A 25,769-nucleotide genomic window follows, 5' to 3' on the forward strand; every position below is an offset into this window, starting at 1 on the left:
CCTACCCATCCATTGAGACCTGCAGACAAACCGGTCCCCAGGTGTGCTATCTGCTAGTCGATCAAAATCAGCGTCGCCTCGCGAGCGATGTTTTCGCGTAGAACGCTAAGTTGAATAGGCGCCCCTGCGGGTTGCGTCGTAACTTTTTTAATATCATCCAAGCCCATGCGGGCAATGGGCACACCATTGATCGCGGTGACCTGATCTCCCACGTGTAATCCTGAAGCTGCCGCAGGCGATTTGGGTTCGACCCCGGTGACGATCAACCGATCATGGCGTTGACGATCGAAGTTAATGCCCGAATGCCCGTGTCGTTCGATGACGTTGAAGGTCTTGCTTTTCTCGACGTATATCTGCCTGTGCGCGTAGTCAAAAGTGAGTACAAATTTTGACAGCACTCCATGACCGATATTGCCAGCAAGTACTTTCGAGGCAAATTCACCGATCTTTGATGCACCCAATGAAGCCGTTGGATTGTTCAGGGTATAGGGTCCCAGGGACCAGCTGCTAAGTCGACCAACCGTCAACGCCGCTTCGCCAGCAACCCCTTTGGCACGACCGTTGAAAATGGCGCCTTGCAGCGAAATGTCGTGCGCTTTCGCAAAAGGCCTGAAGACAGTCAGGTCGCCCATGTCGCCTGTATCGAGCGCGAAGGTTCCGGACACCTTATCGACACTTGCCTCAACCAGCGGAGTACGGTCATCAAACTGAAGAGGTAGTCGGACTCCATTACCTGTGTACTGAAAAGTTTCATTCGGAACGAAGGTCAACTCTTTCTTGTCGTAGTCGATGCGCGTAACGAAACGACGCAGTAATTCGTAGCCGATGATGCCGGCAATCGGCGCACGTTCGCCGCGATCGGTCAAAATCCTAGGGAGGTCAAGAATCAGGAAGCGCTGATCTTCGAGTGTCACCGCTCCCAGGCGATAGCTCTTTACCCGGGCGCTTTTCATCGACTGCTCCGTGTCGCCAACACCCTGTACCGCCTGCCTTCCTTCACCGACAACTCCTAGTTTTTGTGCCGTCCCTGGCGTGAGAAGGTTCAGCCCACCGCTGTCCAGGAGGAACGGCATCGGTTTCGCGCCGTTGATTGATACGTCGACCAAGATCTCGCCACCGTAGGATTCGAACGGAACTTTGGCGAACGTGGCATCACCGTCGATATGCGTGTCGTGCACTGAAGAAGACGGCATTACGAAGTGCTTATCGTCAGCCTTCGCCAAGGTCGCGATTTTCAGGATATGCGCCAAGGTGTCGTACTGGCTGTTGCCGTCGCTAGCTTGTTCCGTGTAGGGCAGAAGCAAGCCCGCCACGGGCTTGTAGTCCAAATACCGGGTCGTCTCTGTCTGGCCGGTATCGGTCTGTTGAATGACACGATTCAGCAGGTGACTATCGATATCGACCCACGTATCGAATGAATTGCCTCCACGTGGAGTTACACGCACCACCGCGTAGGTGCGTCCGGCTTCGTGTTGCTCGCCCAGATAGCGCTTGATCGCCGGATCTGTCGTTGATGGTCCAAACCAACCATTGCGAGCGATATAGGACTCGGTCGCTGTTTCGCGCCTGGCTTGCTCTGATTCGCGAACAGAAACGATACCTTTTTCATCCATGAACCAGCCGTCATGGCCATCGTAACCATCACCTCCAGATGTTCCACCGAGGTCATAAAGCTCCCTGTTACGGCCGGCATGCAAGTCCTCGCTGAAGGTGCGGTGTCCCGTCAAGCCTCCCTCGCTGATGTCGGCCGTGAAGTCGAGCTCCCCGATAGCGTCCCATCGAGAACCACCACTCGCCTTTTTCATGGCGTCAAAGATGGCTTGGGGATCCTTGACTTGTGGCGCCGCTGAAGAATTTGCGACCACGGTCAGCCCAAAGATTGGGCCAATGGCGAAATGCAGGTATTTGAAGCGCATAACCATCTCGTAGGAGGAATGATGCCGGATCGGACCGAGGCCGCTGCTTAGAGTGAAATAGCTCCGATGGAACTTCGGGATGATCGGTTTGTTCGATGTTTTACAGGCTCATGAAGCGACGGGAGAAATTACTTTTCCCGGAAAGGATCAAGCTCTAGTCATCGATTGAAATGGCGTTCTTCACCGCATCGATCGCTTCCGCCGGCACAGGTTGGCCGGGATGCTCGGTGACGAGTGCCTGATTGAGTAGTGCAAAGGGACGCACGCGCTCCTCGTAGCGAACGAACGCCGCATGGTGGTCGCCTCGCGTCTTGGCAAGTTCGTTCGCCATGACATACGCGGCCACTAACGCCAGGCTGGTACCTTGCCCCGATAACGGCGAGGTGCAAAAGGCCGCATCGCCCAACAATCCAACTCGCCCCTTCGACCAGCATGGCATGTGAATTTGTGCCATGGCATCTGTGTAGAAATCCTTGGACTCCCACATCGCTTCGAGGAGGGTCGGCGTCTTCCAGCGCAGATGTGCAAGCCGTTCGGCGGCGCGAAGCTTTTGCTGATCGACATTGCGATAATCATCGTCCCCGCCATCAGCGGGGAAGCCCAGCGTGATTCTCAATTCGCGGTTGTTCCGTACGGGATAGATGCCATAGCCGGCATCGCCGCCATGCAGCCAGATCTGCCAATTGTCGAGCGCCAGGAAGTTGTCGGTACCGAAGATGGCTATTTGCATGCCAAGCGGAGCCAGAAATTGCTTTTCGCTTCCAAAGGTGAGTGCCCGCACTTGGGAGTGCAAACCGTCGGCGCCGATCACCAGATCAAACATGCACGGTGACGCGTGCTCAAAAGTGACGTAGAGGCCATCGGCCTCTTCGCCGATGGCGGCAATGGAGTCGCCAAACAGATATCGAACATCGCCACTGGTGCGCTCATGGAGCAGTTGTGCAAGGTCTTCGCGCAGCAGTTCCACATCACCGCTGTCGAGGCGACCGCTACTGTAGGTAGCTTCGGTCGAACGACTGACCTCGTTGCCATCGCGATCGAATACGGTCATGCCGCGCATCCGTGTGCGCACCTGCTTGATCTCCTGACCGAGGCCCATGCGATCCACGACCTCAAGCGCGACGCCACGTATATCGACGGCTTGTCCACCGAGTCGCCGCGTCGGTGATTGCTCGACCACGGTAGTCGCAAAGCCGTGGCGATGCAGCCAATAGGCCAGCGCAGAGCCAGCGACGCCGGCTCCGGAAATCAGCACTTTCTTCATCCAAGACCCTGTGATGCGTTGCGCATTCATGTAGAAAACGAGACAGGTCAAAGCATGGGGCCTCTGATCGGTGATACCGATAGAGCATCCGGCTTGTCGACCGCTCAAAACTCGCTACCCTTGCGTAAATTGCATGGCGATATCGTCAGCGAGGCGCTTCGCGTGCGTCAGCATGAGACCGTGCGCGGCACCCTCGTACTCGATGTAATGGGCCTCCGCGATGAGCTTCGCGTAACGCCGCCCTGTCATGTCGATGGGGCACGATGCATCGAGGTCGCCGTGAATAATGGTGACCGGCAGGTCCAGCTCTTGCGTTTCTAGACGCAGGTCGGCCTCGGCGATCGTGCGTTGCAGATCAATCGCGGTCCGTCGAGAGCAGCCAAGGATCATCTCGCTCACCCAGGTGCGAGTTCCCTTCGAGGCTCCGGGTACGAAAGCCTCAACATTGTTCTCGATCCAGCCCGGCAAGTCTTCCTTCAGCTGCTGCAACAGCGCTTCAAAACCCTCCCGCGGGATGCCATCCGGATTGTCGACGCTTTGCAGCAGGCATGGTCCCTGCGCTCCCACAAGTACGATGCGATCAAGCCTGGCCGACCCGTGCCTCGTGACATAGCGGATCACTTCGCCGGCTGCACCCGAATGCGCCACAACCATGCAGTCCCGGAGATCGCGTGCCTCCAGAACGGCTGCGAGATCGTCCGCGAGACAGTCGTAGTTCACCACGCCAGGGTCGCTTGATCGCCCATGACCACGTCGGTCATAAGCGATGGTTCTGAAACCCCGATCGCCCAGCATGACCATCACTGGCCCCCACAAATCCGAGGGCATGGCCCAGCCAGCCAAGAGCACAATAGGCGGCCCGGAACCCCAGTCACGGACGAACAATGCATGACCATTCGATGTTTCGATAAATTCCCGCTCAACCATGAAACGCTCCGTCTGGAAAGTCGAAAACTTCTGAAGCCGTACGCGCGAGTGGAACTATTCGGGCGATCGGAATGCGCAAGGGCGATGGCTTCATACTTGAGTTGTGCCGGGTAGACGCCCCACATAGAACCGTTGGACCGCCAAGGCGATAATCGGGCCAATCAAGACGATATGGACGATGAGGTCGCCGACTACCGATGCGGGCGTAACCTTGAACTTTGGAGCGGCTGACAACGGAAGAACGATCGCGTGCATGAAGAGATAAATGGCCACGCCGAAAAGTGCACCACACGTCTTCGGTCGCATAACCAAGACCTCTAACTTTCGACTCGCGAGAAAGTAGCTGCCTGCAGCCACGAAGAGGATGCCGAAATGGAGCGCCACGCCAAGTGCTGCCGCTGCCCAGCCATCACGAAATGCGTCGATGCCGAGAAGGCCGCTGGCAACTGATTGTGGAATCACGATGGCTGGAACGCCGGTACGGCTGTTGAAAGCGATGGCGTAGGCGAGATCGATGACCCCCGCAACGATGCTGCCGATGCCGATGAAGCGTAAGGGCGATGTCCTTGGCCATCCGCGAATTTCATTGTTCATGGTGTGTCTCCCTCACTCAGGCGGATACCGTCGTCGCGTAATGAAATATACGGTGTACAGAAAGCTTACCTTTCGTCTCTATTGACGATAAATATGTCAAAAAGGCTGGAACAGATCTAAGATTGGTGACGCATCTGTACTAGATCAGTTCAATGGGTAAGTGACATGTCCGCGATCGACCAACCTCCGTACTTGCGCATCGTTGCGGCACTCAAGCTGCGTATGGCCAACGGCGAGCTGCGGCCGGGTGACCGGCTACCGTCAATCCGGGAGCTCGCACGCGAATGGAACGTGGCACTAGCCACAGCCGCGAAGGCACTGACCGTTCTGCGCCATGAGGGGCTGGTCGTCGTGCGCGCGCGCAGTGGCACGGTGGCAGCTGCAACGGCAAAAACCACGCAGCCGCAGCGCCGTCCCGGTCCGCACGTTTCTTCAGATCGTGACCTTACGCGAGAGCGCGTCATTCACACGGCGATAGAGATCGCCGACCGCGAAGGGCTGAGCGCCATGTCCATGCGTGGTGTTGCGGCGCAATTGGGTGTGGCCGCCATGTCGCCGTATCGATTCGTGGACAGCAAGGAATCTCTGATTCTCTTGATGACAGATGCGGCCTACGGCGAAATACCGCCGCCGCCGAAGATGGCGATGAACTGGCGAGAACAGTTGACACTCAGTGCGCGCACGCTATGGGATCTGTACACCAGGCATCCCTGGCTGGCGCATGTCAATGCGTTGACCCGTCCGTTGCTGCTACCCAATCTGATGGTGCACGCCGAGATCGTGTTTGATGCGCTGGCCCCATGTCGGCTTGATCCAGCCACCGTCATGCACTTGCACGTACTGCTCTACAGCTATGTGCACGGCATTGCCATTCACCTGGAACGCAAGACGCAAGAGGAAGCGGCCACCGGTCTGTCCGACGACGCCTGGATGGATGCACAGGCAACGTCGCTTGCGAACCTCGTTGCATCGGGCCGTTATCCTGCTTTCGCCGCCTTGATCGGCAATCTTGATCCCGGTTACGAGCTTCGTCTCGATGAACTCTTTGAGTTTGGTCTCAAGACACTGCTCGATGGCTTTGTGGTGATGATCGGCGATAGATGAAGGCTAAGGGAGAAGGCGTCAGGCAGGCATAACGGGCGGACTTGTCGTGACAGCAAACGGCGCTAGGCTGAGCACGCCGCTGGCTTTACGATTGGGCTCTTGCGTATGGATTTGGGCCCTGGCGACATTCCCGTGTACGAGTAGCTCTCGGACCGTTTGGATGATCGAAGCACTCAGCTGCGCGCGAAATGCTGCACGTCGTGCCCTGCCCGACGGACGTCAAGTCCGGTGATTCGCCCCTTGGCATCGCGCTCGAAGACAAACCGCACGCGCGGCAATCCCTTTTTGAACATCACGTCGCGCGTTTCCGCCAACAATGGGAGTGGCTTGTTGTCGCGGCCGATGATAACCAGGCCATCGGCCTGCCGTTCAATCCTCATGATATGCCCGGCCGCGAGCTGATACACGCCGACGTACTGGCCGAGTTCACCCGCCGGCAAATGGACTTGCGAGGGTTCGACCGGTACTTCGACCGTCTGGCTGGAAATCATCTTCCAACTGTCGTGTTCCTTCAGCCAGACTTCGGTCGAACGGAAGCTGTCGTGAGCCGTCTGTCCATAGGTAACGAAGATGGCATTGTCTGTGAAGCTCGTCACCGCAACGTTGCCGTGCAGCGCGACATGGAAATCCGATTGCACTAGCGTGTTGCTGACACCTTGCGGCGGTGGCGCCGCGCCTCCCACGATGTCGCGCTTATTGGACAGCGTCCCGTCCTCGCCCATGAACACCACATTGGCGTCGAGCAAGTTGTCGAGCGCTTTTGCATTGCCACTGGCCGAGGCGTCGGAAAATGCCTGCGATAAACGCGTGATCGTGACGATGTCGGTATCTGTGGCGTGCGTAGCACCTGTCGCGGCAAGTGCCGTCATCAGCATGAGCCCTTGCAAGCAGCCGTGGCGCATCGTTGCATCTCCGGTTGTCATGCGACGAAGCATAGGCGGATCCTTCCAGAATCGCCGCGTGCAGGAAGTCATGCAATCAAAAAGGAACATAGGAGTCAGAGACTGCAAAGCGCCAGCCGCCTCCCATCTTCGCCGGCGACCAGTTTGGAATTCCCTGGTCAATCTTCAGTGCGCAGGACCGCGCCTTTCCGGTCAATTTTCAACGCTCGTCATCAGGGTGGCGCTTCGCAGCCGCCGCCAGGCCGGCAGCCCCGCGCCAAGCGCGAGAGCGAAGATCCCGCAGAGCCACGGGAATGTGTTGCCGATCCGCGTATAGAGCGTTGGCCCGGATCCCAGCGGCAGGTCGGCGACGATCATAGTCAGGCCCGTAGGCGCATCCTTCTTGAGGGCGGCCAGACTCCCTTGCGCGTCGCTGGCGAACACCAGGCCGTCATGGGCAGCCCGCACGATCGAAAATCCGCCTTCAACGCCGCGCATCACGGACATGATTCCGTGCTGCCAGCCATCGATCCCCATGTCGCCCGCGGGCACGCCCATCAGGCGGACGCCCTTGGTGGCATCGGAACGAATGGTGTCGGGGAAATCCATGTCCTTGCAGATCTCCTCGGCACGCCATCGCCCAACCAGCCCGGGAAATGACCCGGCGTGAAATCGTCCTCGAGGCCCGGCACCGGATGGCGCTTGTCGTAGCGCTGAATCCTGCTATCGGGCGTGATCGCAAGCGCGAAGTCGGCGGCCGGCGTCTCGGAGTGGAAGCCGGCAATAGATCTGCACACCCGTATCCCTGGCGGCGGCAACGAGCGGCGCAACGATCGTGCTCTGTCCGGCAGGAGTCGATGCCATGCCGCCTTCCGGCGTAACCACGAATCTGGCGCCTTCCCGAGCGGCTGCACGAATCTCGCGCGCATAGGTTTCGGTCACCGCGAGGTCGGCGGATACGGTCTTCGCCCGCCAGGAATCCGCTACGGCCGTCTTGTCGACGATTCCCGCCACCCGCAGCACGTCGGGCTGTGGGTGCGCGAGCCGCACGATACCGAACACCAAATTGGCCGCACAGATCGTCAGCCCGAGGCCGGCTGCTGCCGTGTTTCGTTTGAGCCGTAGCGCCATGGCGAGGGTATTGGCAAAGAGGCAGATCAGGAACGTAATGGCGTACATCCCCAAGAGCGATGCGCTCTGGATCAGGACGGGCGCTGACATCGTGCTGTAGGCGAGCGATCCGTAAGTGCTGTTCGGGGACTGCAGTTCAATCATGAACTCGAAGGCTGTCCAGCAAGCCGGAAACGCAAGCAGCGTGAGGAGCGGTGATGCCCGGTGCTGCACGAAGCGCGCAAACCATACCGCGACGCAAAACAGCTCGATATCGACCGCCAGAACCGACGTGATGACGAGCGGTGGTATGAGGTGGAGGTAGGGCGATTGCAAGAGATAGCCTGCGCCGCCGAGGAGCGCGATGGCGCTCGCCCCGATCACTTGCCACGGTAATCCCCCACTTTTAACTGACAGCAAAAGTGGAGCTAGGCGGCGAGCGCCAATTTCTGCATCGGCGTGATGCCACCGAGCGCCATGTTCGGGCGCTCGTGGTTGTAAGTCCATAGCCAGCGGGTGGCCAGGTCCTGGGCTTGCTCGATCGAGTCGAATAGGGTTCGTGCAAGCCAAGCGTAACGCACGGTTCGGTTGTAGCGTTCGACATCCGCGCATAGCGCCGGATCGGAAACGATCGCCCCCTACCCGCGATAACAGCGGCTAATCGCCCTGCCCTGTTGACTCCAGCAATCCCCTCAAACAAATCCACGAGTGAGGGAATCCTTTGCGACCTCGACACCAGCGAGAAGATCGCACGGCCCATACCTGCGGAAACACTGCTGTGGGTCAAGGTGAAACTGACGCCCGGTGTTGCCATGTGCGTACTTGCGTTCCAGGTCAATTTGGCCCGCCCGAGCGCGTTATCACAATGATGTGTGCCCGCGAAACGTCTTCAGACTAGATTCGCAGTTCGATGAGCTCTTCCTTCAAAAGAGGTGGGCCATTGCAATTCGTGAGTGGCGCGCATGGACGGTGTCCAGCACCGATGCCAACTTCGGCACCGTGAACGTTAACGTCAATCGGAACAGCTAGCCAGCCAGACTTGGCGGTACTACTTAAGGGTGAATCGCCGGCACAGTAACGGTTGTTATGGTGGGCTAGTCGATGATTCTCGTCACTGAGATACTTGTGAGCAGGAGTTTTTTTGCTTGTTCGCCGTCAGAATTTAACTACGTCAAAGCAACTGACGAAGGGCTCAAAGCGTTTTTCAAAACGTCACCGTGGCGTGTTCTGCCTGAGCTGGAATTTCCTTTCGTCACTCATAAGTCACGAAATGTCCATTCTCGATTGCAACGGCTAGGGGTCACGATGGGGGCGCTTAATGAACGGCATAAAGTACCGTAACGGCTTCGGTCTCCCGCGCGAGCTAGTACCGCTTGACGGGTGGTTCCGATTTGTATTCATGGTTGTGTGGTGGTTTCTGTTGGCGTTAAGTCTAATCGGGGCGATCTCGGGTGCCTGGAAGGATTTCCGCCCTGGCCACGCGACTACCTCGCCAACGCAACTTGTCGGCATCATGGTCGGCGACGCGCAATGGCCAACGGTCCGCCTTATCCTTGGCGACGAGGCAATCCGTTCGGGACTGCACCCAGGCGACCGGCTGGTCGCGATCGATGGAAAGCCCGTCGGCGCAGACCGGCAAACAATCGATGCACAGTTGGCAGGACCTATAAGCGGCAGTGTCATGATCGACGCGCGCTCACGTTTGGGCCAGCTATCACGCCACCGGCTGACAAGAGATCCCCTCCATAGGCAGCAGGCTCTGGAAGCTATGGGCCTGAACCAGACGCTCAACGTCCTTCTGACTAGCGGTGTTGATTTCCTGCGCATCGCATTGACGATAACGTGTGCTGCGTGGCTCATGAGCCGACGATCGCGAGATCGCCTTGCTCCTTGGGCTTCAATGATGATGTTGAGCATGGTGCTCGCTACCAGTGACACCAGTTCCTGGTATCAAAGCGCGCCAGGGTTTTGGACCGAAATTCATCTACAAGCCAATGTCCCGGCTTTCGTACTGCTTGTCGGAGTGCTGGCCCTGTTTCCTGAAGGGTGCTTCAAGCCTCGTTGGACTTGGGCCGTTGTGATAGTCACTGCCATCGTAGTTCCCGCAATGAATTACTCGCACATTGGCCTATCTCCCGAAGTCGAAAATGTCATCATTCTGCTGCTTATGGCGTTGGCCGTCGTGCTGATAGTCATCCGTCATCGTTCGATGCCTCCCGGCACCGGTCGACAGCAAATTCGTTGGGCTCTCCTTGGCTTCTTTTGGTCGCTGGTCTGTATCGTTGCGTTGGTAATAGTCGAAATAGCTTCCGATAATGCCTCAACGTTTTCCGCGGCCATCTGGACTACCATTCTTCAGCACCTGGTCATCGCCTTGCTTAACGCGCTGCTGATGATCGCGATCACGATCTCACTGCTGCGTTACAGGTTGTATGACGCAGACGAAACGATCAGCCGCTCCATCACCTTTGGCATAGTTACTCTCGCGCTGCTCTTGATATTCGCTGGCGCGGAAAAGGCCATTGAAATTCTGGGGGAAGAATATTTCGGAGAGCGCTTAGGCGCCATTGCCAGTGGCACGGGCGCGGCTATTGCGGCGGTGATGATCGGACCGCTGCATCATCGCGTGACGCTATGGGCTGAGCATCGCTTTCGTAGCCAACTCGGCCATCTCCGTCTCGGCCTGCCGTTGCTTGTCGCGGATATGCGCGAAACTGCGACACCCCGGGCGCTTGCGAATACCGCTCTCGCTCGCATCGAAAAGGGAGTGCACGCCGATCACGGCGCAGTAATCATAGAGAATGATGTGTTGAGTGCCCACGGCATCGACGACAAAACTGTGCGCGCATGGCTAGCGAAGGATTTGGCACCGACCAGTAATTTCCGCCGTCTCTATTGTGACCGCACCGATCCGTTTTTCCCGATGCGCGTGCCGCTATACGCCGACGGCGTCGGTCTGCTCGGCTGGTTGCTGCTGGGCCCACGTCCAGATGGCAGCTTCTTCAGCAAGGAAGAACGCGAGGCGTTGCTTGCCATTGCAGATCCGATTGCGCGCGCGTTGGCTATCGCGTTCCAGCGAGAAAAAGCCGATGGCGAATGGATTAGGGAGGTTGGTGCACTGCGCGGCATGATCGATCGCCTAAACGACAGGCTGAACAGGCACTTTGGTCCCGATACGGATGAATTAACGCACAATCGCAGCGTGACATGACCGCGGTTACCGAGCGGAGGGGTCTTTTAACTCGCTGAGCCGCAGATCGTCGTGCCGACGCCGATCAGGATTACCAGCTTGTCGTGCATACCCGGCCAGCGAACCCTGCGCGCCACCGACGCCGCCGGTCATACGATAGACCTCATCGCCCACCCGAAAGGCCGTGACACCCGGACCCACCGCCGTGACGACGCCGGCTAGATCGATGCCCAGGATGGCCGGAAGCGGATGACGCGCATGATCGACATCCTCGCAGTCATCATCAGGCACTGAGGGTGCGCAATTCGCCGCGCAGCAGACCCATCAGTGTGCGCACCAGCAACCCGGCGATGACTACCGTTGCCAGCGCCAGCAACGCAAGCGCGAGCGCATCGGCGATGGCTCCGGAGATAGCCTCGGCATAGTGCAAGGCCGCAATAGACGCTGACGCCAGTGGAAAGCTGACCGACCACCACGTGAACTTGAATGGGCAGCACCTCCCAAGATGCCGAAGCCTGCCCAACAGGACGGCGAGAACAAACAACGACAGCAGATAAAGCGCCTGGGCGAAAATATCGGTCGCTCCGGTCGTCACCGTATAGGTCGAAAACCCCACGGAGAAAGGCACCACCAGAATGAGCAGCGTAGCTTGCAAGGCATCGGGCAGCGGCGCCTCGAACAGCAAGCGGGAAAAGATCATCGTGAACAGCGGAATCGCGAAAAACAGTCCGACCGCCAGATCCAGCACCATCAACTGGTGCACGCTGGCATAGATGACGGTTGGCAAACCCAGCGAGGGGACGGCCAGAGGCACATCCAGCAGCCCGACCAAAGGGACGATCCAGGTAGGTGTGGCGTGCGCGGCTTGTTGCCGATCACTCATCCAGCGGCTGATCATGAGCCACCCAAAAGCATTCATGGTGATGGCGCCAATGGCCCAGAGCACGCGTGCCAGGAAGACATTGACCGGGGCGATGATGATGGGCAACAGCAAGATGCTGATCAGTAAGGTGCCGAACAGACTGCCTGCGATCGGGTGGTGAAATTCGTCACGCACGGCGTCCGGTGCTGTCGCCAGCTTCACGGCATAGCCGAGTGAAATGGCAACAAACGCCGCGATGGCCACGACGCCGATCCCATCGGCGATCCATGCCGGCACACCGAAATGTGCGTGTGCCAAACGCCACGCAATACTCAATCCGGTCAGTCCCATCACCGAGCCGAACAGGCCGATGGGAAGCTTGTCCAGCTGGCGCCAGCGCGCCGGCGACTCGATCACGACACTGTTCATGCGATGGCCCTCTGAAGAAGTTCTTGCGCCGGCTCCAGTCGGATCGCCAGCGATTCGGGCACGCCGGCTTGCTGAGCTATCCGTTTAATAGCCCGCGCAGTCGCACAAGAAATCATTCCAAAGTAGTAGGCGTGCCGGGAGGTCAGGATATGTCGACGAGCGGCGGGGAGCGGTGGCCCTCCATGAGGCGTGGCGTTGATGGTCCATCAAGCTCGCCCGGCGGCGACAAGGGCATTTGCTTGTCGGCCTGACCATAGAGAAGCAAGTGCATACCCCTTGCTACCAGCGAAGTGGCGGAACTTTTTTCGCTTTCATCCAGGCTGCCCCCGGATGAGCGATGGCCTTGCCCATGGCATCAATGAGACGATCTCGCTAGTTTTGTAGACAATCAAGCATTAAACATCTCGTCACACCGAGCGAGACTATGTCGACCGAAGGCGCCACATCGCCGCCTCCGCTTACTCATAGAGGATCACTTTCATGTTGAACTGGTCTGAATACCGCCAAAAGTTGATGGGGCGCATTGGTGAGTTCGGCATGCTCAGCCCGGACACCCTGTCGGGTTACCAGACGCTTTCCAAAGCGGGTCACAAAACGGATCTGCTGGGCGCCAAAACGCGAGAGCTCATCGCGCTGGCAGTGTCTGTCACCACTCGTTGCGACGGTTGTATCACCGTACACACCGCCGAAGCGCTGAAGCATGGCGCAAGCAAGGAAGAGATTGCCGAGGCCCTGGGCGTGGCCGTTGCCCTCAATGCCGGCGCAGCCATGGTTTATTCCGCTCGTGCTCTCGATGCGCTAGATGCGCATGGCACGAAGTGATCATGACCGTCACCCAAAACGACTTGTCCCCGGAGGACATGTGAAAAACAGATTTTCAAATGCGCTGGATGCCTTCTCACGCACCGATAGAGTGGGTGTCACGCTGATGCGGCTGGCGATTGCCATCGTTTTCTTTTGGATCGGCGCCCTGAAGTTTGTGCCTTATGAGGCGGACAGCATCACTCCCTTCGTGGCGAACAGCCCCGTCATGTCGTTCTTCTATGCACACCCTGATGAATATAAAGGGCACTTGACCCATGAGGGTCAGCTGATCCCGGCTCAGCGAACGTGGCAGGAAGCCAACCACACCTACACCTTCTCTCGGGGCCTGGGTGTCGTCGAATGGTTGATCGGGTTGCTCGTTCTCGCGTACCCCCTCTCGAAACGGCTGGGCCTGGCGGGTGCGTTTCTGTCGTTCATGACGACGTTGGTTACGCTTTCATTCTTGTTCACGACGCCAGAAGCGTGGGTCCCTGCACTAGGTGACGCACAGCATGGATTTCCCTATCTCTCGGGTGCGGGAAGGCTGGTCATCAAGGACACGATGATGCTTGCTGGCGCGTGGATTATCGGCGTCGATGCAGCGAAGGGAATCCTTGCCGACATGCGCAACAAGGCCAAAAGCATGATTGCAACCATGCCGGCGTCAGGTGCCAGACAAGTTGCCTGACAGTGTTCAACCAGCGATGACCTCGAAAGTCATCGCTGGTTGGCAGTGAGTGGAACATGGCCTGTACGTGCTCGCCTCCAGCAACGTTACACGTCGGTGCTATCACAGCTGGATTCCCGGGGTGATTGCGAATTCGTCGCTGGTGTCCGTGTTGTGTAGACAGATACTTCGGGAATATCCCGACACGAGCAGTTGTTATCGCTCGCAAAAAACGCCGCATCTTTCATACAACGGGCCCCATAGTGCGGAACATGAAGACTGGACTGTTACCAACCTTGCTTACTCAATTCGGTAGCGTGATTTTCATCAGCGCGATAGCGCTTGCGGTTCAGCTGTCAGGTTTCGGTCTGCTGATGTTTCCGGAACTTGGTGCGCTGTCAGACGACATCATCAAGCGCCCCTACGGGAAATGGGCAAGCGCACCATGCATGCTGGTACTGACGCCATTGCTTACCGCGATCGCTGGCGTATGGATGGCCAATCACATGGCTTTCGGCGTCTGTTCCGTGCTGTTGATCATCTTTGTCTCGATGGGTGTGATCAAGCTTATTCGGTCATCTATTGCACCTGCAATTTCAGCAGGGCTACTGCCACTGGTGCTGGGCTTGCACAGTTGGTGGTATCCGGCGGCGATCACTGCCGGCACCGTCGCGTTGGCGATTGTCAGCATGGTCCACCAGCAGCTTCACCCTGCCCGTTCGCCACCATCGTTGCGTGACATGATCGACAACACCATGGAGAAAGCACCCACGAACCTGCTGTGGTTGTTGCCTTTTCTGTTGTTCGTGATCGGCATCACGCTAGTGGCACAGCTACCCGGCTGGCGCTTGCTACTGTTTCCGCCGCTGGTCGTGATCGGCTTCGAAATGTTCGCCCATCCGTTGGTCTGTCCTTGGGCCATACGTCCCTGGCGCATGCCATTGGCGTGCACGTTCTGTGCATTCATCGGCGTCAGCGTTGTCACCCTGCTTGGTCCAGGTGTCGGCGCCGCGAGCATCAGCATGATCGCTGGCATTCTCATCATGCGCGTCATCGACCTGCACGCACCACCCGTGCTGGCGATCGGCTTGCTGCCGATGATCATGTTGAATCCCACCTATTCGTTTGTTCCACTCGTGTTGACCAGTACGGTGGCATTAACAGCGTCTTTCAGCTTATGGCAGGCTATTTTCCTGCACAGGATGCGCGCGCGTTGACACTCTGCAGTGAAGCGCTTGCAGCCTCTTGGGGATTTGCCACCCTGACACGGCAGCTTGCTCGAAAGCTTACGCCGCACTTTGGACGGATTCTGTGGAGTCCGATAGCCATCGTTGTCATCCTGGACACAACGCCCCGTCCGATCTGTTTTTCTGGCAGGAAGCCCGGGAAGTCCAAGAGCTGCGAGATCGTTGCTCCCGGCCGGGACCGAAAAAATAAATCTCTCGATCCAGGGCGAACCGATCATGTGCGTCTACCTATTCGGGGGGATTCCATGACCGCGTCGTACGGATAGCGTTGTCCTGGACCCCTGCTCTCTCTCAGTGCCGTACCAGGACTCAGCCATGACTTCACGCATTGCCCGGAACTCGATTTTCCCTGCTCTACTTGCAATTATGACGATCGGCGCAGCTGCTTCAACGACTCCGCCCAAGCCTGAAGACACGGGCGCGGCAGCGCAGTATCGGCAACTCAACGCCACCGCGGATCCCGGCGCTGCCCCGGCCGGAACGTACAAGCTCGACCCACACCACACCTCGGTGATTGCCAAGCTGGCCCATATGGACTTGTCGCGCTACACACTGCGTTTTGATGATGTCAGCGGAAGCTTTGATTTCAATCCTTCTGGTGCATCGGCCTCGAACGTGGAAATCACCATTGATCCGAAGTCGGTCGATACGGGCGACCAGGCTTTCGACAAGCGGATTGCGTCGAAATTCTTCGAGGCCGAAAAATATCCGACCATGAATTTCATCGCGGATTCGGTGAAAATCATGAACGGCCATGCGTCCGTCGCCGGCATCCTAAATTTTCACGGCGTCAAAAAGACAGTTGTGCTGCACACGACTTACCGTGGATTCGCTCAGTCGCGCATGGGTTTCTCAGGTGAGGCCACCTTCAAGCGATCCGACTTCGGGGTGAGCGAATGGGTGCCTCTGGAAGCGGACGACGTGACGATTCTTGTCGAGGCCGAATTTACAAGGCTATGACCTGCTTCAAGCAGCGCGTGTCAAACGTAGCAAAGTGTCGTTTCGCGATGCTGTTTTCACTGCTGCCGATGCTTTCATACGCCCATTCCAATCCACCCATCCGTGCTGGCTTCTACTCTTCGGGAAGTTGCAAGTATCCAGCGAATGCCGTGCTGTTGCATTTCGACGGAAAGAAGCTGACCGGCGCTCACTCGGCTGCCTGCCACGACGAAATGGTGAAACTTGGTCTGCACGTTTTTCGCGTTTTAGAGACGTGTCCGGCAGAGCGTCTCGCCAATGCAGGACCGGTTAACGCCATCTCAATATCACAGAACTTGACCGTTCAATCTGTAACGTCATTCGCTCTGGTGGATGCTGGCCGTCCCAATGCTCCAGTGCGCTACCGCTTCTGCGGAACAACGCTTGACAGGCATGGTTCGAATTGAAGTCTGGATCATCGAGTCATCCGGCAGCTGTTGGGCAAGGCGCGGTTGGTCGCCTGCCACCTGCAGCCGCCGCGCCATTTCCGTCTGCTGCCGAGGTCGAGCAACGTGCGCGCTGACAGCCTGATTTTGAACCACTGTGTCTCACCGAGGCGCCACGGCAGTGCGGCTGGCGCGCCGGAAAGTGGCTGGGGGCATGCCTGTGTGCCTGGCGAAGACCTTGCCGAAAGCCGCCTCGGATTGATATCCCACCCGTTCGGCGATGTCGCCGATGGCGAGTTTTCCATTCGACAACAAGCCACTTGCCGTACGCATACGCAGCACGGTCAGCAACTCTCGGGGCGAGGTGTTGCCCTTCGCGGCGAAATGCCGGGCGAAGCTGGCCCGCGACATCGCCGCGCGCGCGGCCAGCGACTCGACCGTCCAGGGCTCCTCCGGGTGGCGCAGCATTGCCAGCACGGCATTGCTCAGTCGGCTGTCGGCCAGCAGCAAAAGCAAGGAAGGCGGTATGTCGGTGCGTACGAGATAAGCGCGCACGGCCAATACGAACAAGGCTTGGCTGAGCCCGGTGACTACCGCATGGACACCCGGCGCCATCGCCGCAATTTCGGTGCGCAACATGCCGACGACCCCGCGCAGTGCATCCGTATCGCGATGCTCCGCCAGCGATACATGCAGCACCTCGGGCAAAGCGGCCATGACGATGTCGGCAGAGCCCGTCGCATAGGTGAATCGCCCGCACAGCAGATCCAGCTCCGCGACACCGTCAGTATTCGTGCGAACCGGCAACGGCCCACTTGCGTTCACCTTCATCGGCGAGGCTCGCCCGCTGCCGTTCTTGGCATCTCGCAACGCATGCGCACTGCCGTGTGGCAGCAGCAGCAGGTCGCCCTCTCGCAGCGTAACCACGGAACCACCAGGTACCTGCACGCGGGCTTGTCCGCCAAGCACGAGGTGATAGGGCGCTTCGCCAGTCGCAGAAGGCTCATGACCGATCTCGAAGCGCCCGGCCAACAAGCAACGCAGGTCAAGCGCTCCCTGGACATCGGCCAGCTGCAGCACACGGCTCAGGGCATCCATGAGACGAACTCGCTAAAAATTGAGATTCATAAGTATTCGCCGGATCAACCTTTGGCGCAACACTGCCTGCGTCGCGCTGGCGGGCGCTGGCCGAAGACAACCACGGAAAGAGGTATTTCCCATGATGGATTGGCTGCAATACCGAAAAGAGCTGGTGGGCCGCATCGGCGAGCTCGGCAAGCTCAGCCCCGACACCATCAGCGGCTATCAGACGCTGTCCAAGGCCGGCTCCAGGACCAGCCAGCTCGATGCAAAGACACGCGAACTGATCGCACTGGCCGTGTCGGTGACCATGCGCTGCGATGGTTGTATCACCGTGCACACGGGTGAAGCTCTGAAGCACGGCGCCACACGCGAAGAAGTAGCCGAAACGCTCGGCGTGGCTGTGGCCCTGAACGCCGGTGCCGCCATGGTTTATTCGGCGCGCGTGATGGATGCGATGAATCAGCACGCCGATGCGGCGTAAACCGACGACTGCGCCGGTATCGAAAACGCAGCCCTCCATCGAGGAACAGTCATGAGCAATCTCACTACAACAGGCACGCATGCAATGGACGTCACACGACGCAAAGTCATCGGAGCTTCCCTGTTGGCCACTGCTGCCGGCTTGGTCGCTCCGTTGGCACAGTCCACCGGCAAGCAAGCGGCGACTTCAGAAAAACGGAGTGACACTGCTGACCAGGTGCGTTTTCACAAGGTCCGCGTCGACGATTTCGAAGTGTTTTATCGCGAGGCTGGGCCTGCCAACGCCCCGGTGCTGTTATTGCTGCATGGCTTTCCAACGGCAAGCCACATGTTCCGCGATCTGATGCCGCAGCTGGCTGACAAGTACCGTGTGATTGCGCCGGACCTTCCCGGCTTCGGCCAGACCTTCATGCCGAAGGGCAAGTTCGACTACAGCTTCGACAACCTGGCCAAGTTGATCGACCACTTCACCGATGCGCTGAAGCTCGATCGCTACGCACTCTATATTTTCGACTACGGCGCACCGGTCGGACTTCGTTTGGCGCGCGCACATCCCGAGCGCGTCACGGCGATCATCACGCAGAACGGCAATGCCTACATGGAAGGTTTCAGTGACGCTTGGGGCACCCTGCAGACCTATTGGGCCGATCCGACGCCCGCTCATCGCGAGGCTTGCCGCGATCTGATCAGCCGCAACACGATCGAGCAGTTCCAGTACTTCCACGGTGCGCCACGCGATCGCGTGTCGCCGGATGGTTACGAGCTGGACATTGCCTATCTGGCAAGAACGGGCGCGGACGAAATCCAGCTTGACCTGATCTACGACTACCGCAACAACATCGCTGCCTACCCTTCATTCCACGAGTATTTTCGTCAGCATCAGCCACCGCTGCTGGCGGTATGGGGCAAGAATGATCCGGCCTTCATCCCGCCTGGTGCGTTGGCTTACAAGAAAGACATTCCCAATGCCGAAGTGCACCTGCTGGACGCCGGCCACTTCGCGCTAGAGACGCATAGCGTGGCGATCGCGGGTTACATCCGCGATTTCCTTGCACGTGCATTGACCTGACCCACCTTGGAAGACAGCACCATGAGCCATCAAGGCAACATGCAAGCCGTCGTCGTCGAAAACGTCGACGGTCCGTTTGTAGTGAAGGACATTCCCCGCCCCGTCGCCGGTCCTGGCCAGGTGCTGGTGGAGATCCATGCCAGCGGCGTCAATCCACTCGACCTGAAGATTCACGCCGGCAAAGCGGCGCACGCCAGGCAACCGCTGCCAGCGGTGCTCGGCATCGATCTGGCCGGCGTCGTGATCGCTATCGGAGCAGGTGTCACGGAATGGTCCATCGGTGACGAAGTCTTCGGCATGACTGGCGGCGTCGGTGGTGTGCAGGGTTCACTCGCGCAGTACGCCGCAGTGGACGCGTCACTGCTCGCCCGAAAGCCGCCGCAACTGAGCATGCGCGAAGCGGCGTCGCTGCCGCTTGCCTTCATCACCGCCTGGGAAGGTCTGGTCGATCGCGCTCACGTATCCAGGGACATGCGCGTGCTCGTTCACGGTGGCGCTGGCGGCATTGGCTACATGGCCATCCAGATCGCTCGAGCATTCGGTGCGCAGGTGTTTTCCACCGTCTCTGCGTCTGACGCCGAACACGTGCTCGAACGCGGCACGGTTCCAATCGATCGCCACCTGCTTTCTGTCAATGACTACTTGCAGATGCACACCAGTGGCGATGGTTTCGACGTGGTCTTCGACACCGTGGGTGGTGAAGTGCTGGATGGTTCGTTCAAGTCAGTCGCACGCTTCGGCCACGTGGTGAGCGCTCTGGGTTGGGGCACGCACTCGCTGGCGCCATTGTCATTCAGCGCCGGCACGTACTCCGGTGTATTCACCTTGCTTCCGTTGCTTACGGGCGTCGGCAAAGCACATCACGGCGAGATCCTCCGCGAAGCAGCCAAGCTCGTCGAAAATGGCCACTTGCTTGCGCGTGTGGACCCGGATCATTTCGATCTTTCCAGCGTCGAGCAAGCCCACGCGCGCGTTGCCTCATCGCAAGGCGCAGGCAAAGTCGTCGTTGAACTTCGCCGCTGAGCGCTGAGCAAACCATCGAGAAAAATCATGCCTTTCATCCATGTCGAAATGCTTGCCGGTCGCACCGCTGAACAGAAGTCCACCTTCATGAAAGAAGTAGCCGCTATCGCCCAGCGCACGCTACGCGTTCCAGAGCACGCCGTGACCATCATCATCAATGAAGTCGAATGCGACCACTGGAGCGTCGGGTTGCGCACGATGAAGGAGATTCGATCGACTCAGCTGAGTGACTAGCAATGCGTAGTGCGCCGCTTGCCATCATCGAGCGGAAGCAAAACCTCAGTGTCAGATGATGCCGCGTCGATGCGCGATCTGCACCGCATGCGTGCGCGAGTCCGCGCTCAGTTTCCCAAGGATGCTTTTCATGTGGACTTTGACGGTGGCCTCACTGATGCACAGGCTATCGGCGACCGTCTTGTTCGAATGCCCCTGGGCCACATCGCGCAACACGGAGATCTCCCGCAAGGTCAGGCGCTCATCAATCGCATGCGTTGCAATCTCGGCCGCGATCTCGCGCGGAATGCTCTTCTTGCCCTGATGAAGAGTGCGAATGGTGTCGATGAGTTCGCGACGCATGGAGCCTTTCAGCAGGTAGCCGCGCGCGCCTGCCTTGAGTGCGCGCAATGCCTGTGCATCGCCCTTGAACGTTGTGAGTACCAGGATGACGGCAGCGGGAAATTCATCATGAATGGCGCGAATGGCCTCTTCACCGGACATGCCCGGCATTTCCAGATCCATCAGGGTGACATCCGGTTGATGCCGTCGATACTGATGAATGGCTTCTTCGCCGCAACTTGCGACAGCGACCATCTGCATGTCCGTCTCGGCATCGATGACCGCACCCAGCCCTTCGAGCATGATCGGATGATCATCGACTGCCAAGACTCGAATGACCGTTGCTGGCGTATCCATGGGCACCCTGCTTATTGATCACGAACGGTGGCGGTTGCCGGGATCCTTTGGCGGCGTCGTTCCATCGCGCAAATGTTGCGCCTTGTCGAGACCTTTTTCCAGAATGAGCTCGGCCCGGTCCAGCGCTTCGACCAGATCCCGCCGTGTCGGGTGATCTGGCGGAAGGCGCTTGGCGATCGCTTCGAAACGCAGAAGCAGTCCCTGGCCGGATTGCAGCATCGATTCCTGCAGCGCGGTGACCGCCGAATCCCGCGCATCGTCATCGGCTCGGGATCGCGCCAAACGCTTCGCCTGGGCACGACGCCACCCAAGCAGGACGACAAGCATCACCGAAATTCCCACGGCGCAAGCGATCAATAGCCCGCTGGACGGACAATTCCAGGAAAAAATTTGCACCCTTCCGCTACTCCTATTCTGCTCCCTTGATACCGCTGAGCACTGCCAGGCGGATCACCCAAAAGTGGTATCGGCTTGCGCCCGCAGCTCAAGCCTGAGATGACACCGACGGCAACGTTTCTCTGGAGGGTAGCGACCGCCTGATGAAGAGAACCGCAGCGATCAGCGCGACTGCGACCAAAGCTGAAAGCACCGAACCATCCGGGCCAACGACGCCGCCAGTCAACCAGGCGGCATGATCAGTCGATGGCGTCACGATCAGATAGCCGTCTTTATCACCGACACCGAAAAGCGACCACTCCGTGAAGTCGTAAGCGATGTGCGCGCCTATCGGCAGCCACAGGCTACCGCTGACCATGTAAAGAATGCCAAGTAGCAGACCGCCATTGATGACGAGCAGCACCAGCGCGACCGGTGGTGCATGGCTTGCATGCGCGAGTGCAAACAGCAATGCCGAAATCAGAAGACCCGGCAACGGACCAAACATTCTCCCAAATATTCTCAGCAGGATCCCGCGAAACCCGAGCTCTTCGACGACGCCGGAGATGTAAGCATTGAAGACCAGATAGCGAAACCCGTGTTGCCAATGCCCGCGGGCCACGTCGTTGAGGCCGAAGGTCCAGAGGACAAGCAGAGACAGCACCATGAAGGCGAATCCCACAGCTCCGCCGATAAGCAGATAGCGCGGCGCGCTCCACAGATTCATTTCGCCGGGACTACGGTGCTCGCACAGCTTTACGGCCAGCCCGTAAATAGCCAGGCCCACGAGCGGAAGGATGATCCCGATCCAATATTCGGATCCATCAGGAAGCGATACCCAGTCCCGCAACTGCAACGAAGCGACAAAGACGAATGCAGCGAAAACGAAAAGAACGGCGGCCCACGCAATGGCGCGTGACCAGAACCATTTTCCCGAAGCAAGAATTCCCGCGTTGCCATATTGAATCCGCGATAGCTCGGACAAGTTCACGGTGATCTCCTGCGCGCGCCAATGAAAGACGATCAAAGACAGGTCCAGGCATCGGCGCCGACCCGCGACGCGATGCCTGTTTCCGACCCATGGACCTGCCGACGTCAAATTAGGACGTCACTCTCCCGACGTCATCGCCCGCAAGGCTGGAGAACTGATACCGCCAAAGTGGTAGTTCGATTTGACCGAGTCCATCGAATCGGATGACACTTGGACGAGACGCGGCCGAAGATGGCCCAGACAGCCTGACTGGTTGTCAGTCAAGACTTTCGCGCATACGGTCCTGGTCCGGCCTGGGGATACCTATTTCATGAGCAGCAGACATCGCGTGCCCGATGTTTTTGCCTCGTGAGTTTCGGCAATGACGCGTTGAGGACTTCTTGGCCGCATGAAAAGCCTTGTTCAAGCCCGCACTTATTTTCTCGCTTATCACGCTGCGTGTTGGTGCCTGCTGATTTGCGCGTTCAGTCTTGCAAACGCACACGCCGCGACGCCATCGTTGAACTCTGCCGAGAACACCGTGAAGCCCGCCTCCCAGCCGCTGTTGCAGCAGAAGCGCACCCTCTTCACCGTCAAGGATGGTCTGCCGTCCACGATCTATGCCATCACCGAAGACAAGGAAGGCTATCTGTGGCTTGGTGGTCCTACCGGGCTGTTTCGCTTCGATGGGCTGAACTTCGAACCCATGTTCAAGGAACAGTTACCCACCGAAATCATCACGTCGTTATATGGCGACAGAGACGGGAATCTGTGGATCGGCGGCCTGCACGGAAACGTGACCCGCGTGCACGAAGGCGTCACCGAGCAGGTGGACCGAGGGTTGAGCAAGGGCACCATCATGTCGTTCAAGCAGATGACCGACGGCACCCTCTGGGTCGTCACATCGAGTGGAGTCTATCGATTCGTCGATGGCGCCTGGCACCGTGCGGATCATTCCGACGGTATCGACGTGAAGTTCGTGTGGGTCACCGGCACAGGTGTTGACGGGTCGTACTGGATCTTCTCTCCCGATGGCGCGTATCGCCTCCGCCCCGGCGCCAAGCGTTTCGAGCTCACCAGCGCGAACAAGGGCATCGTGGCCATGGCCAACCTGCCAGCCACTGCCGCATACCCCAGCGGCGGCGTAACCGCCGACCTGATCGTGGACCGGCAAGGAGCGTTGTGGATACCCACCAACGGCAAGCTGACTCGCCTGCACACGGACGATGCGTCCGGCCACGCACAACTGGTCACGGAAAATGTCAGCGGCGTCGACAATCACTCCGATATTCAGGTGACGGCGGATTTCAGCGACAGCCAAGGCAATGTGTGGGTTGCCACTCCTGACGGACTCGAGCAATTCAGGACGACCCGTTTCGTTCCACTCGTACTTCCTCTGCCTGTTTTCTGGCCGGCCATCACTGAAGACAACACGCAGGCGCTATGGGTCGCCAGCGCTTCAGCCACACCACCCATGCGCGTGGGCACCAACGTCTCGGTGCACCCCGATCTAAGCGGCTCGTCGCCCTGTATCGCAAATGGTCCGGATGGAAGCGTCTGGTTCAATGGCGACAAAGGCATCCAGCACTACATCCACGATCAGGTGACCACGGTCCCCGCTCTACCGGCGGCCGGTCGGCTGGCGTCGCTGGCGAACCCCAAGCAGGATTGCATGGATATGCAGCTGGCGCCTGACGGGTCGCTGTGGATCTCGATGCGATTCACCGGTGTCACGCGATGGGATGGACACGTCTGGAGCACGATCAGCCCTGAAGTGGCCACGAGCATTCAGTTCGAGGGGTCCCGCGCATGGCTGGCATTCCTTTCAGGTAACTTGACTTCGATCGACCAAGGCAAGTCATTAACCTACTCATCGCGGAGCGGACCTGATCTCGGTTCGCTGAGAAAGCTCCGGCTGGGCAAGTCCGGCCTCTGGATCGCTGGCGATGACGGCATCGCAATCCGGACTGCCGACCGTTTCATCCACCTCACCGGCATGAATGGCGAACGCTTTCAAAATGCGTTCGATCTCCTTCAACTGCCCAACGGCGATCTCTGGATATCGTCGGCTCGTGGCGTCTATCGCGCGTCCGCAGCGGACGTTCAGTCCGCGCTGTCCGCGCCCAGCCACAGCGTCAGATTCACCCTGTTCGATCGGGACGATGGCGTGGAGGATGCCAAGAATCTCGTGGTATCCGACGGTGGTCGCTTGTGGGTGTCAATGCGGCAAGGTGTTGCCTGGATCGACGCGCTGCAGATGCCGCCGGCTCCCCAGGCGGCCCATGTGTCGATCGAATCGATCAATGATCACGACGTGCGTTTCTCCGGCGCGTCTGTGCCAGCGCTGGAAAAAGGCACCCGCAGTGTCACCATCACCTATGCGGCGGCCACACTCTCGGATCCCGCAAAGTCACGCTTTCGTTTTCTCCTCATGGGTGTCGACGAGGACTGGCAGTTGGCCAGCGATCGACGAGCGGCTCATTACGCCAACCTTGGGCCCGGCCAATACACGTTCGAGGTCGAAGCATCCAATGCCGATGGCGCCTGGGCAGCGCAGCCGACGCGCTTTGCCTTTCAGATCCTGCCCGAGTTCTACCAGGCATGGTGGTTCAAGGTCCTCTGCGCTGCAGTCGTTCTCGCGGGATTGTGGCTGCTCTATCTGATGCGCATACGACACATCCATGCGCAGCTCGATGCCCGAACGCGCGAGCGCGAGAGCATGGCGCGTGATTTTCACGACACCATCCTGCAGAACTTTCAAAGTCTGCTCCTGCATGTGCAGGTTGCCGTCCAGAGCATCCCGGAAGGCGCTGCAAGACAGAAGCTCGACAAGGCGCTGTCGGTCACCGAGAACGCGCTCAACGAAGGTCGCGACAAGATCGGCGAGCTGCGATCGCTGGCCGAGCCAATGGAAGACCTCTCCATCGATATCAGCCATTTGGCAAATCGCCTGAACGAGATGTACCCGACGGAATTTTCAATGAATGTGGAAGGTGAACCGCGACCACTGAACGCATCAGCTGCCAGCGACGTCCATGCGATAGTTGGCGAACTGATCACCAACGCATTCCGTCACTCGCAAGCAAGCGCCGTGCATGTTGAACTGCATTACGACCGAAGCGAGTTGAACATCACGGTCATCGATGATGGTCGCGGCGCGGATCTTTCGGCCCTGCCCTCCGGAAAATCCGGACACTGGGGTCTGCAAGGCATACGTGAAAGAACCCGCCGAGTCGGCGGTCGCTTCACCATCGGCGTGGCGCCGTCCGGAAAGGGAACACGCGCCAACCTGAGGATTCCCGCACGTTTTGTCTATGCAGGTAGGCGCTTGTTCCACCGGTAAATCGCCTGCTTTAACGACAGTTTCGTTTGCATTGCTGATGCCATTCAATCACTCACATTTCGCGATTTGTGAAGTGATGCAGGCCTACCACTTTGGAAGGAAGCGGCGATGGTCACCTTCTCCTAATCTTCCATTGCGGTAAGGCCTTCGGGATT

24 protein-coding genes and 2 pseudogenes are annotated in these 25,769 nt (G+C 58.5%); 12 read left to right on the forward strand and 14 right to left on the reverse strand.

Annotated elements, in window-relative coordinates:
- Positions 1-53: 53 nt before the first annotated feature.
- The 4 genes from B0E48_RS10115 to B0E48_RS10130 all read right to left on the reverse strand — a co-directional run bounded on the left by B0E48_RS10115 (position 54) and on the right by B0E48_RS10130 (position 4,701).
- Positions 54-1,916 carry an aspartyl protease family protein gene (locus tag B0E48_RS10115; RefSeq protein WP_168170340.1) on the reverse strand — a complete coding sequence of 621 codons (1,863 nt, stop codon included), beginning with the start codon at positions 1,914-1,916 and terminating at the stop codon, positions 54-56.
- Between the two features lie 154 nt (positions 1,917-2,070).
- Positions 2,071-3,180: an FAD-dependent monooxygenase gene (locus tag B0E48_RS10120; RefSeq protein ID WP_077517990.1), complete on the reverse strand. Its 1,110-nt coding sequence runs from the start codon at positions 3,178-3,180 to the stop codon at positions 2,071-2,073.
- A 114-nt stretch (positions 3,181-3,294) separates the two neighbouring features.
- A complete protein-coding gene (locus tag B0E48_RS10125) occupies positions 3,295-4,107 on the reverse strand; it encodes an alpha/beta hydrolase (protein WP_077517991.1) in 813 nt (270 codons plus the stop codon).
- 90 nt (positions 4,108-4,197) lie between these two features.
- The gene (locus B0E48_RS10130) at positions 4,198-4,701 is read right to left on the reverse strand and encodes a hypothetical protein (protein ID WP_077517992.1); all 504 of its coding nucleotides are present in this window, start codon (positions 4,699-4,701) and stop codon (positions 4,198-4,200) included.
- Between the two features lie 165 nt (positions 4,702-4,866).
- On the opposite strand from B0E48_RS10130, the gene B0E48_RS10135 reads away from it, so the two are divergent.
- Complete coding sequence (locus B0E48_RS10135) at positions 4,867-5,805, forward strand: TetR/AcrR family transcriptional regulator C-terminal domain-containing protein (protein WP_077517993.1); 939 nt, start codon at positions 4,867-4,869, stop codon at positions 5,803-5,805.
- A gap of 173 nt (positions 5,806-5,978) precedes the next feature.
- On the opposite strand, the gene B0E48_RS10140 is transcribed toward B0E48_RS10135, so the two are convergent.
- The 4 genes and pseudogenes from B0E48_RS10140 to B0E48_RS10155 form a co-directional block, all read right to left on the reverse strand.
- Positions 5,979-6,740, reverse strand: coding sequence for a DUF4440 domain-containing protein (locus B0E48_RS10140; RefSeq protein WP_168170341.1), 762 nt, complete (start codon positions 6,738-6,740; stop codon positions 5,979-5,981).
- Between the two features lie 159 nt (positions 6,741-6,899).
- A complete protein-coding gene (locus B0E48_RS10145) occupies positions 6,900-7,295 on the reverse strand; it encodes a hypothetical protein (RefSeq protein WP_077517995.1) in 396 nt (131 codons plus the stop codon).
- Positions 7,296-7,409: 114 nt separating this feature from the next.
- A complete protein-coding gene (locus B0E48_RS10150) occupies positions 7,410-8,180 on the reverse strand; it encodes a hypothetical protein (protein ID WP_077517996.1) in 771 nt (256 codons plus the stop codon).
- A gap of 44 nt (positions 8,181-8,224) precedes the next feature.
- Positions 8,225-8,404, reverse strand: a pseudogene (locus B0E48_RS10155) (integrase core domain-containing protein); the annotation flags it as partial.
- Between the two features lie 710 nt (positions 8,405-9,114).
- Here B0E48_RS10155 and B0E48_RS10160 point away from each other — a divergent pair.
- Positions 9,115-11,007, forward strand: a complete 1,893-nt coding sequence (locus tag B0E48_RS10160) for a hypothetical protein (RefSeq protein WP_077517997.1) — start codon at positions 9,115-9,117, stop codon at positions 11,005-11,007.
- A 135-nt stretch (positions 11,008-11,142) separates the two neighbouring features.
- Here the strand turns inward: B0E48_RS10160 and B0E48_RS18050 are convergent.
- Positions 11,143-11,229, reverse strand: a pseudogene (locus tag B0E48_RS18050) (alcohol dehydrogenase catalytic domain-containing protein); the annotation flags it as partial.
- A gap of 40 nt (positions 11,230-11,269) precedes the next feature.
- A complete protein-coding gene (locus B0E48_RS10170; protein WP_077517998.1) occupies positions 11,270-12,277 on the reverse strand; it encodes an SLAC1 anion channel family protein in 1,008 nt (335 codons plus the stop codon).
- 480 nt (positions 12,278-12,757) lie between these two features.
- Between B0E48_RS10170 and B0E48_RS10175 the strand changes: the two genes are divergently transcribed.
- From B0E48_RS10175 to B0E48_RS17540, 5 genes are all read left to right on the forward strand, one after another.
- The gene (locus B0E48_RS10175; protein ID WP_077444151.1) at positions 12,758-13,099 is read left to right on the forward strand and encodes a carboxymuconolactone decarboxylase family protein; all 342 of its coding nucleotides are present in this window, start codon (positions 12,758-12,760) and stop codon (positions 13,097-13,099) included.
- Positions 13,100-13,139: 40 nt separating this feature from the next.
- A complete protein-coding gene (rclC, locus tag B0E48_RS10180; RefSeq protein WP_256363549.1) occupies positions 13,140-13,769 on the forward strand; it encodes a reactive chlorine resistance membrane protein RclC in 630 nt (209 codons plus the stop codon).
- 251 nt (positions 13,770-14,020) lie between these two features.
- Positions 14,021-14,965, forward strand: a complete 945-nt coding sequence (locus B0E48_RS10185; RefSeq protein ID WP_217317958.1) for a hypothetical protein — start codon at positions 14,021-14,023, stop codon at positions 14,963-14,965.
- A 345-nt stretch (positions 14,966-15,310) separates the two neighbouring features.
- A complete protein-coding gene (locus tag B0E48_RS10190) occupies positions 15,311-15,955 on the forward strand; it encodes a YceI family protein (RefSeq protein ID WP_077518000.1) in 645 nt (214 codons plus the stop codon).
- Positions 15,956-16,002: 47 nt separating this feature from the next.
- Positions 16,003-16,380 (forward strand): hypothetical protein, encoded by a 378-nt coding sequence (locus tag B0E48_RS17540; RefSeq protein WP_139350237.1) that lies wholly within the window; start codon positions 16,003-16,005, stop codon positions 16,378-16,380.
- A 141-nt stretch (positions 16,381-16,521) separates the two neighbouring features.
- On the opposite strand, the gene B0E48_RS10195 is transcribed toward B0E48_RS17540, so the two are convergent.
- Positions 16,522-17,457, reverse strand: a complete 936-nt coding sequence (locus B0E48_RS10195; RefSeq protein WP_077518001.1) for an AraC family transcriptional regulator — start codon at positions 17,455-17,457, stop codon at positions 16,522-16,524.
- A 121-nt stretch (positions 17,458-17,578) separates the two neighbouring features.
- Here B0E48_RS10195 and B0E48_RS10200 point away from each other — a divergent pair, with 121 nt between their 5' ends.
- The 4 genes from B0E48_RS10200 to B0E48_RS10215 are packed head-to-tail and all read left to right on the forward strand — an operon-like array spanning position 17,579 to position 20,248.
- On the forward strand, positions 17,579-17,923 hold the full coding sequence (locus B0E48_RS10200; protein WP_077518002.1) for a carboxymuconolactone decarboxylase family protein: 345 nt from the start codon (positions 17,579-17,581) through the stop codon (positions 17,921-17,923).
- A gap of 51 nt (positions 17,924-17,974) precedes the next feature.
- Positions 17,975-18,991 carry an alpha/beta hydrolase gene (locus B0E48_RS10205; RefSeq protein ID WP_077518003.1) on the forward strand — a complete coding sequence of 339 codons (1,017 nt, stop codon included), beginning with the start codon at positions 17,975-17,977 and terminating at the stop codon, positions 18,989-18,991.
- A 6-nt stretch (positions 18,992-18,997) separates the two neighbouring features.
- Positions 18,998-20,014: a zinc-dependent alcohol dehydrogenase family protein gene (locus B0E48_RS10210; protein WP_254423922.1), complete on the forward strand. Its 1,017-nt coding sequence runs from the start codon at positions 18,998-19,000 to the stop codon at positions 20,012-20,014.
- A gap of 27 nt (positions 20,015-20,041) precedes the next feature.
- Positions 20,042-20,248 (forward strand): 2-hydroxymuconate tautomerase, encoded by a 207-nt coding sequence (locus tag B0E48_RS10215; protein WP_077518004.1) that lies wholly within the window; start codon positions 20,042-20,044, stop codon positions 20,246-20,248.
- A 51-nt stretch (positions 20,249-20,299) separates the two neighbouring features.
- On the opposite strand, the gene B0E48_RS10220 is transcribed toward B0E48_RS10215, so the two are convergent.
- From B0E48_RS10220 to B0E48_RS10230, 3 genes are all read right to left on the reverse strand, one after another.
- Positions 20,300-20,926, reverse strand: coding sequence for a response regulator transcription factor (locus B0E48_RS10220; protein ID WP_077518005.1), 627 nt, complete (start codon positions 20,924-20,926; stop codon positions 20,300-20,302).
- A gap of 18 nt (positions 20,927-20,944) precedes the next feature.
- Complete coding sequence (locus B0E48_RS10225) at positions 20,945-21,253, reverse strand: hypothetical protein (protein ID WP_077518006.1); 309 nt, start codon at positions 21,251-21,253, stop codon at positions 20,945-20,947.
- Between the two features lie 157 nt (positions 21,254-21,410).
- A complete protein-coding gene (locus B0E48_RS10230; RefSeq protein ID WP_139350238.1) occupies positions 21,411-22,292 on the reverse strand; it encodes a CPBP family intramembrane glutamic endopeptidase in 882 nt (293 codons plus the stop codon).
- Between the two features lie 388 nt (positions 22,293-22,680).
- Here B0E48_RS10230 and B0E48_RS10235 point away from each other — a divergent pair, with 388 nt between their 5' ends.
- Positions 22,681-25,614 (forward strand): sensor histidine kinase, encoded by a 2,934-nt coding sequence (locus tag B0E48_RS10235; protein ID WP_077518008.1) that lies wholly within the window; start codon positions 22,681-22,683, stop codon positions 25,612-25,614.
- The last annotated feature ends 155 nt before the right edge of the window (positions 25,615-25,769 follow it).

The organism is Rhodanobacter sp. C03, from assembly GCF_002001175.1.
Taxonomy (GTDB): domain Bacteria; phylum Pseudomonadota; class Gammaproteobacteria; order Xanthomonadales; family Rhodanobacteraceae; genus Rhodanobacter.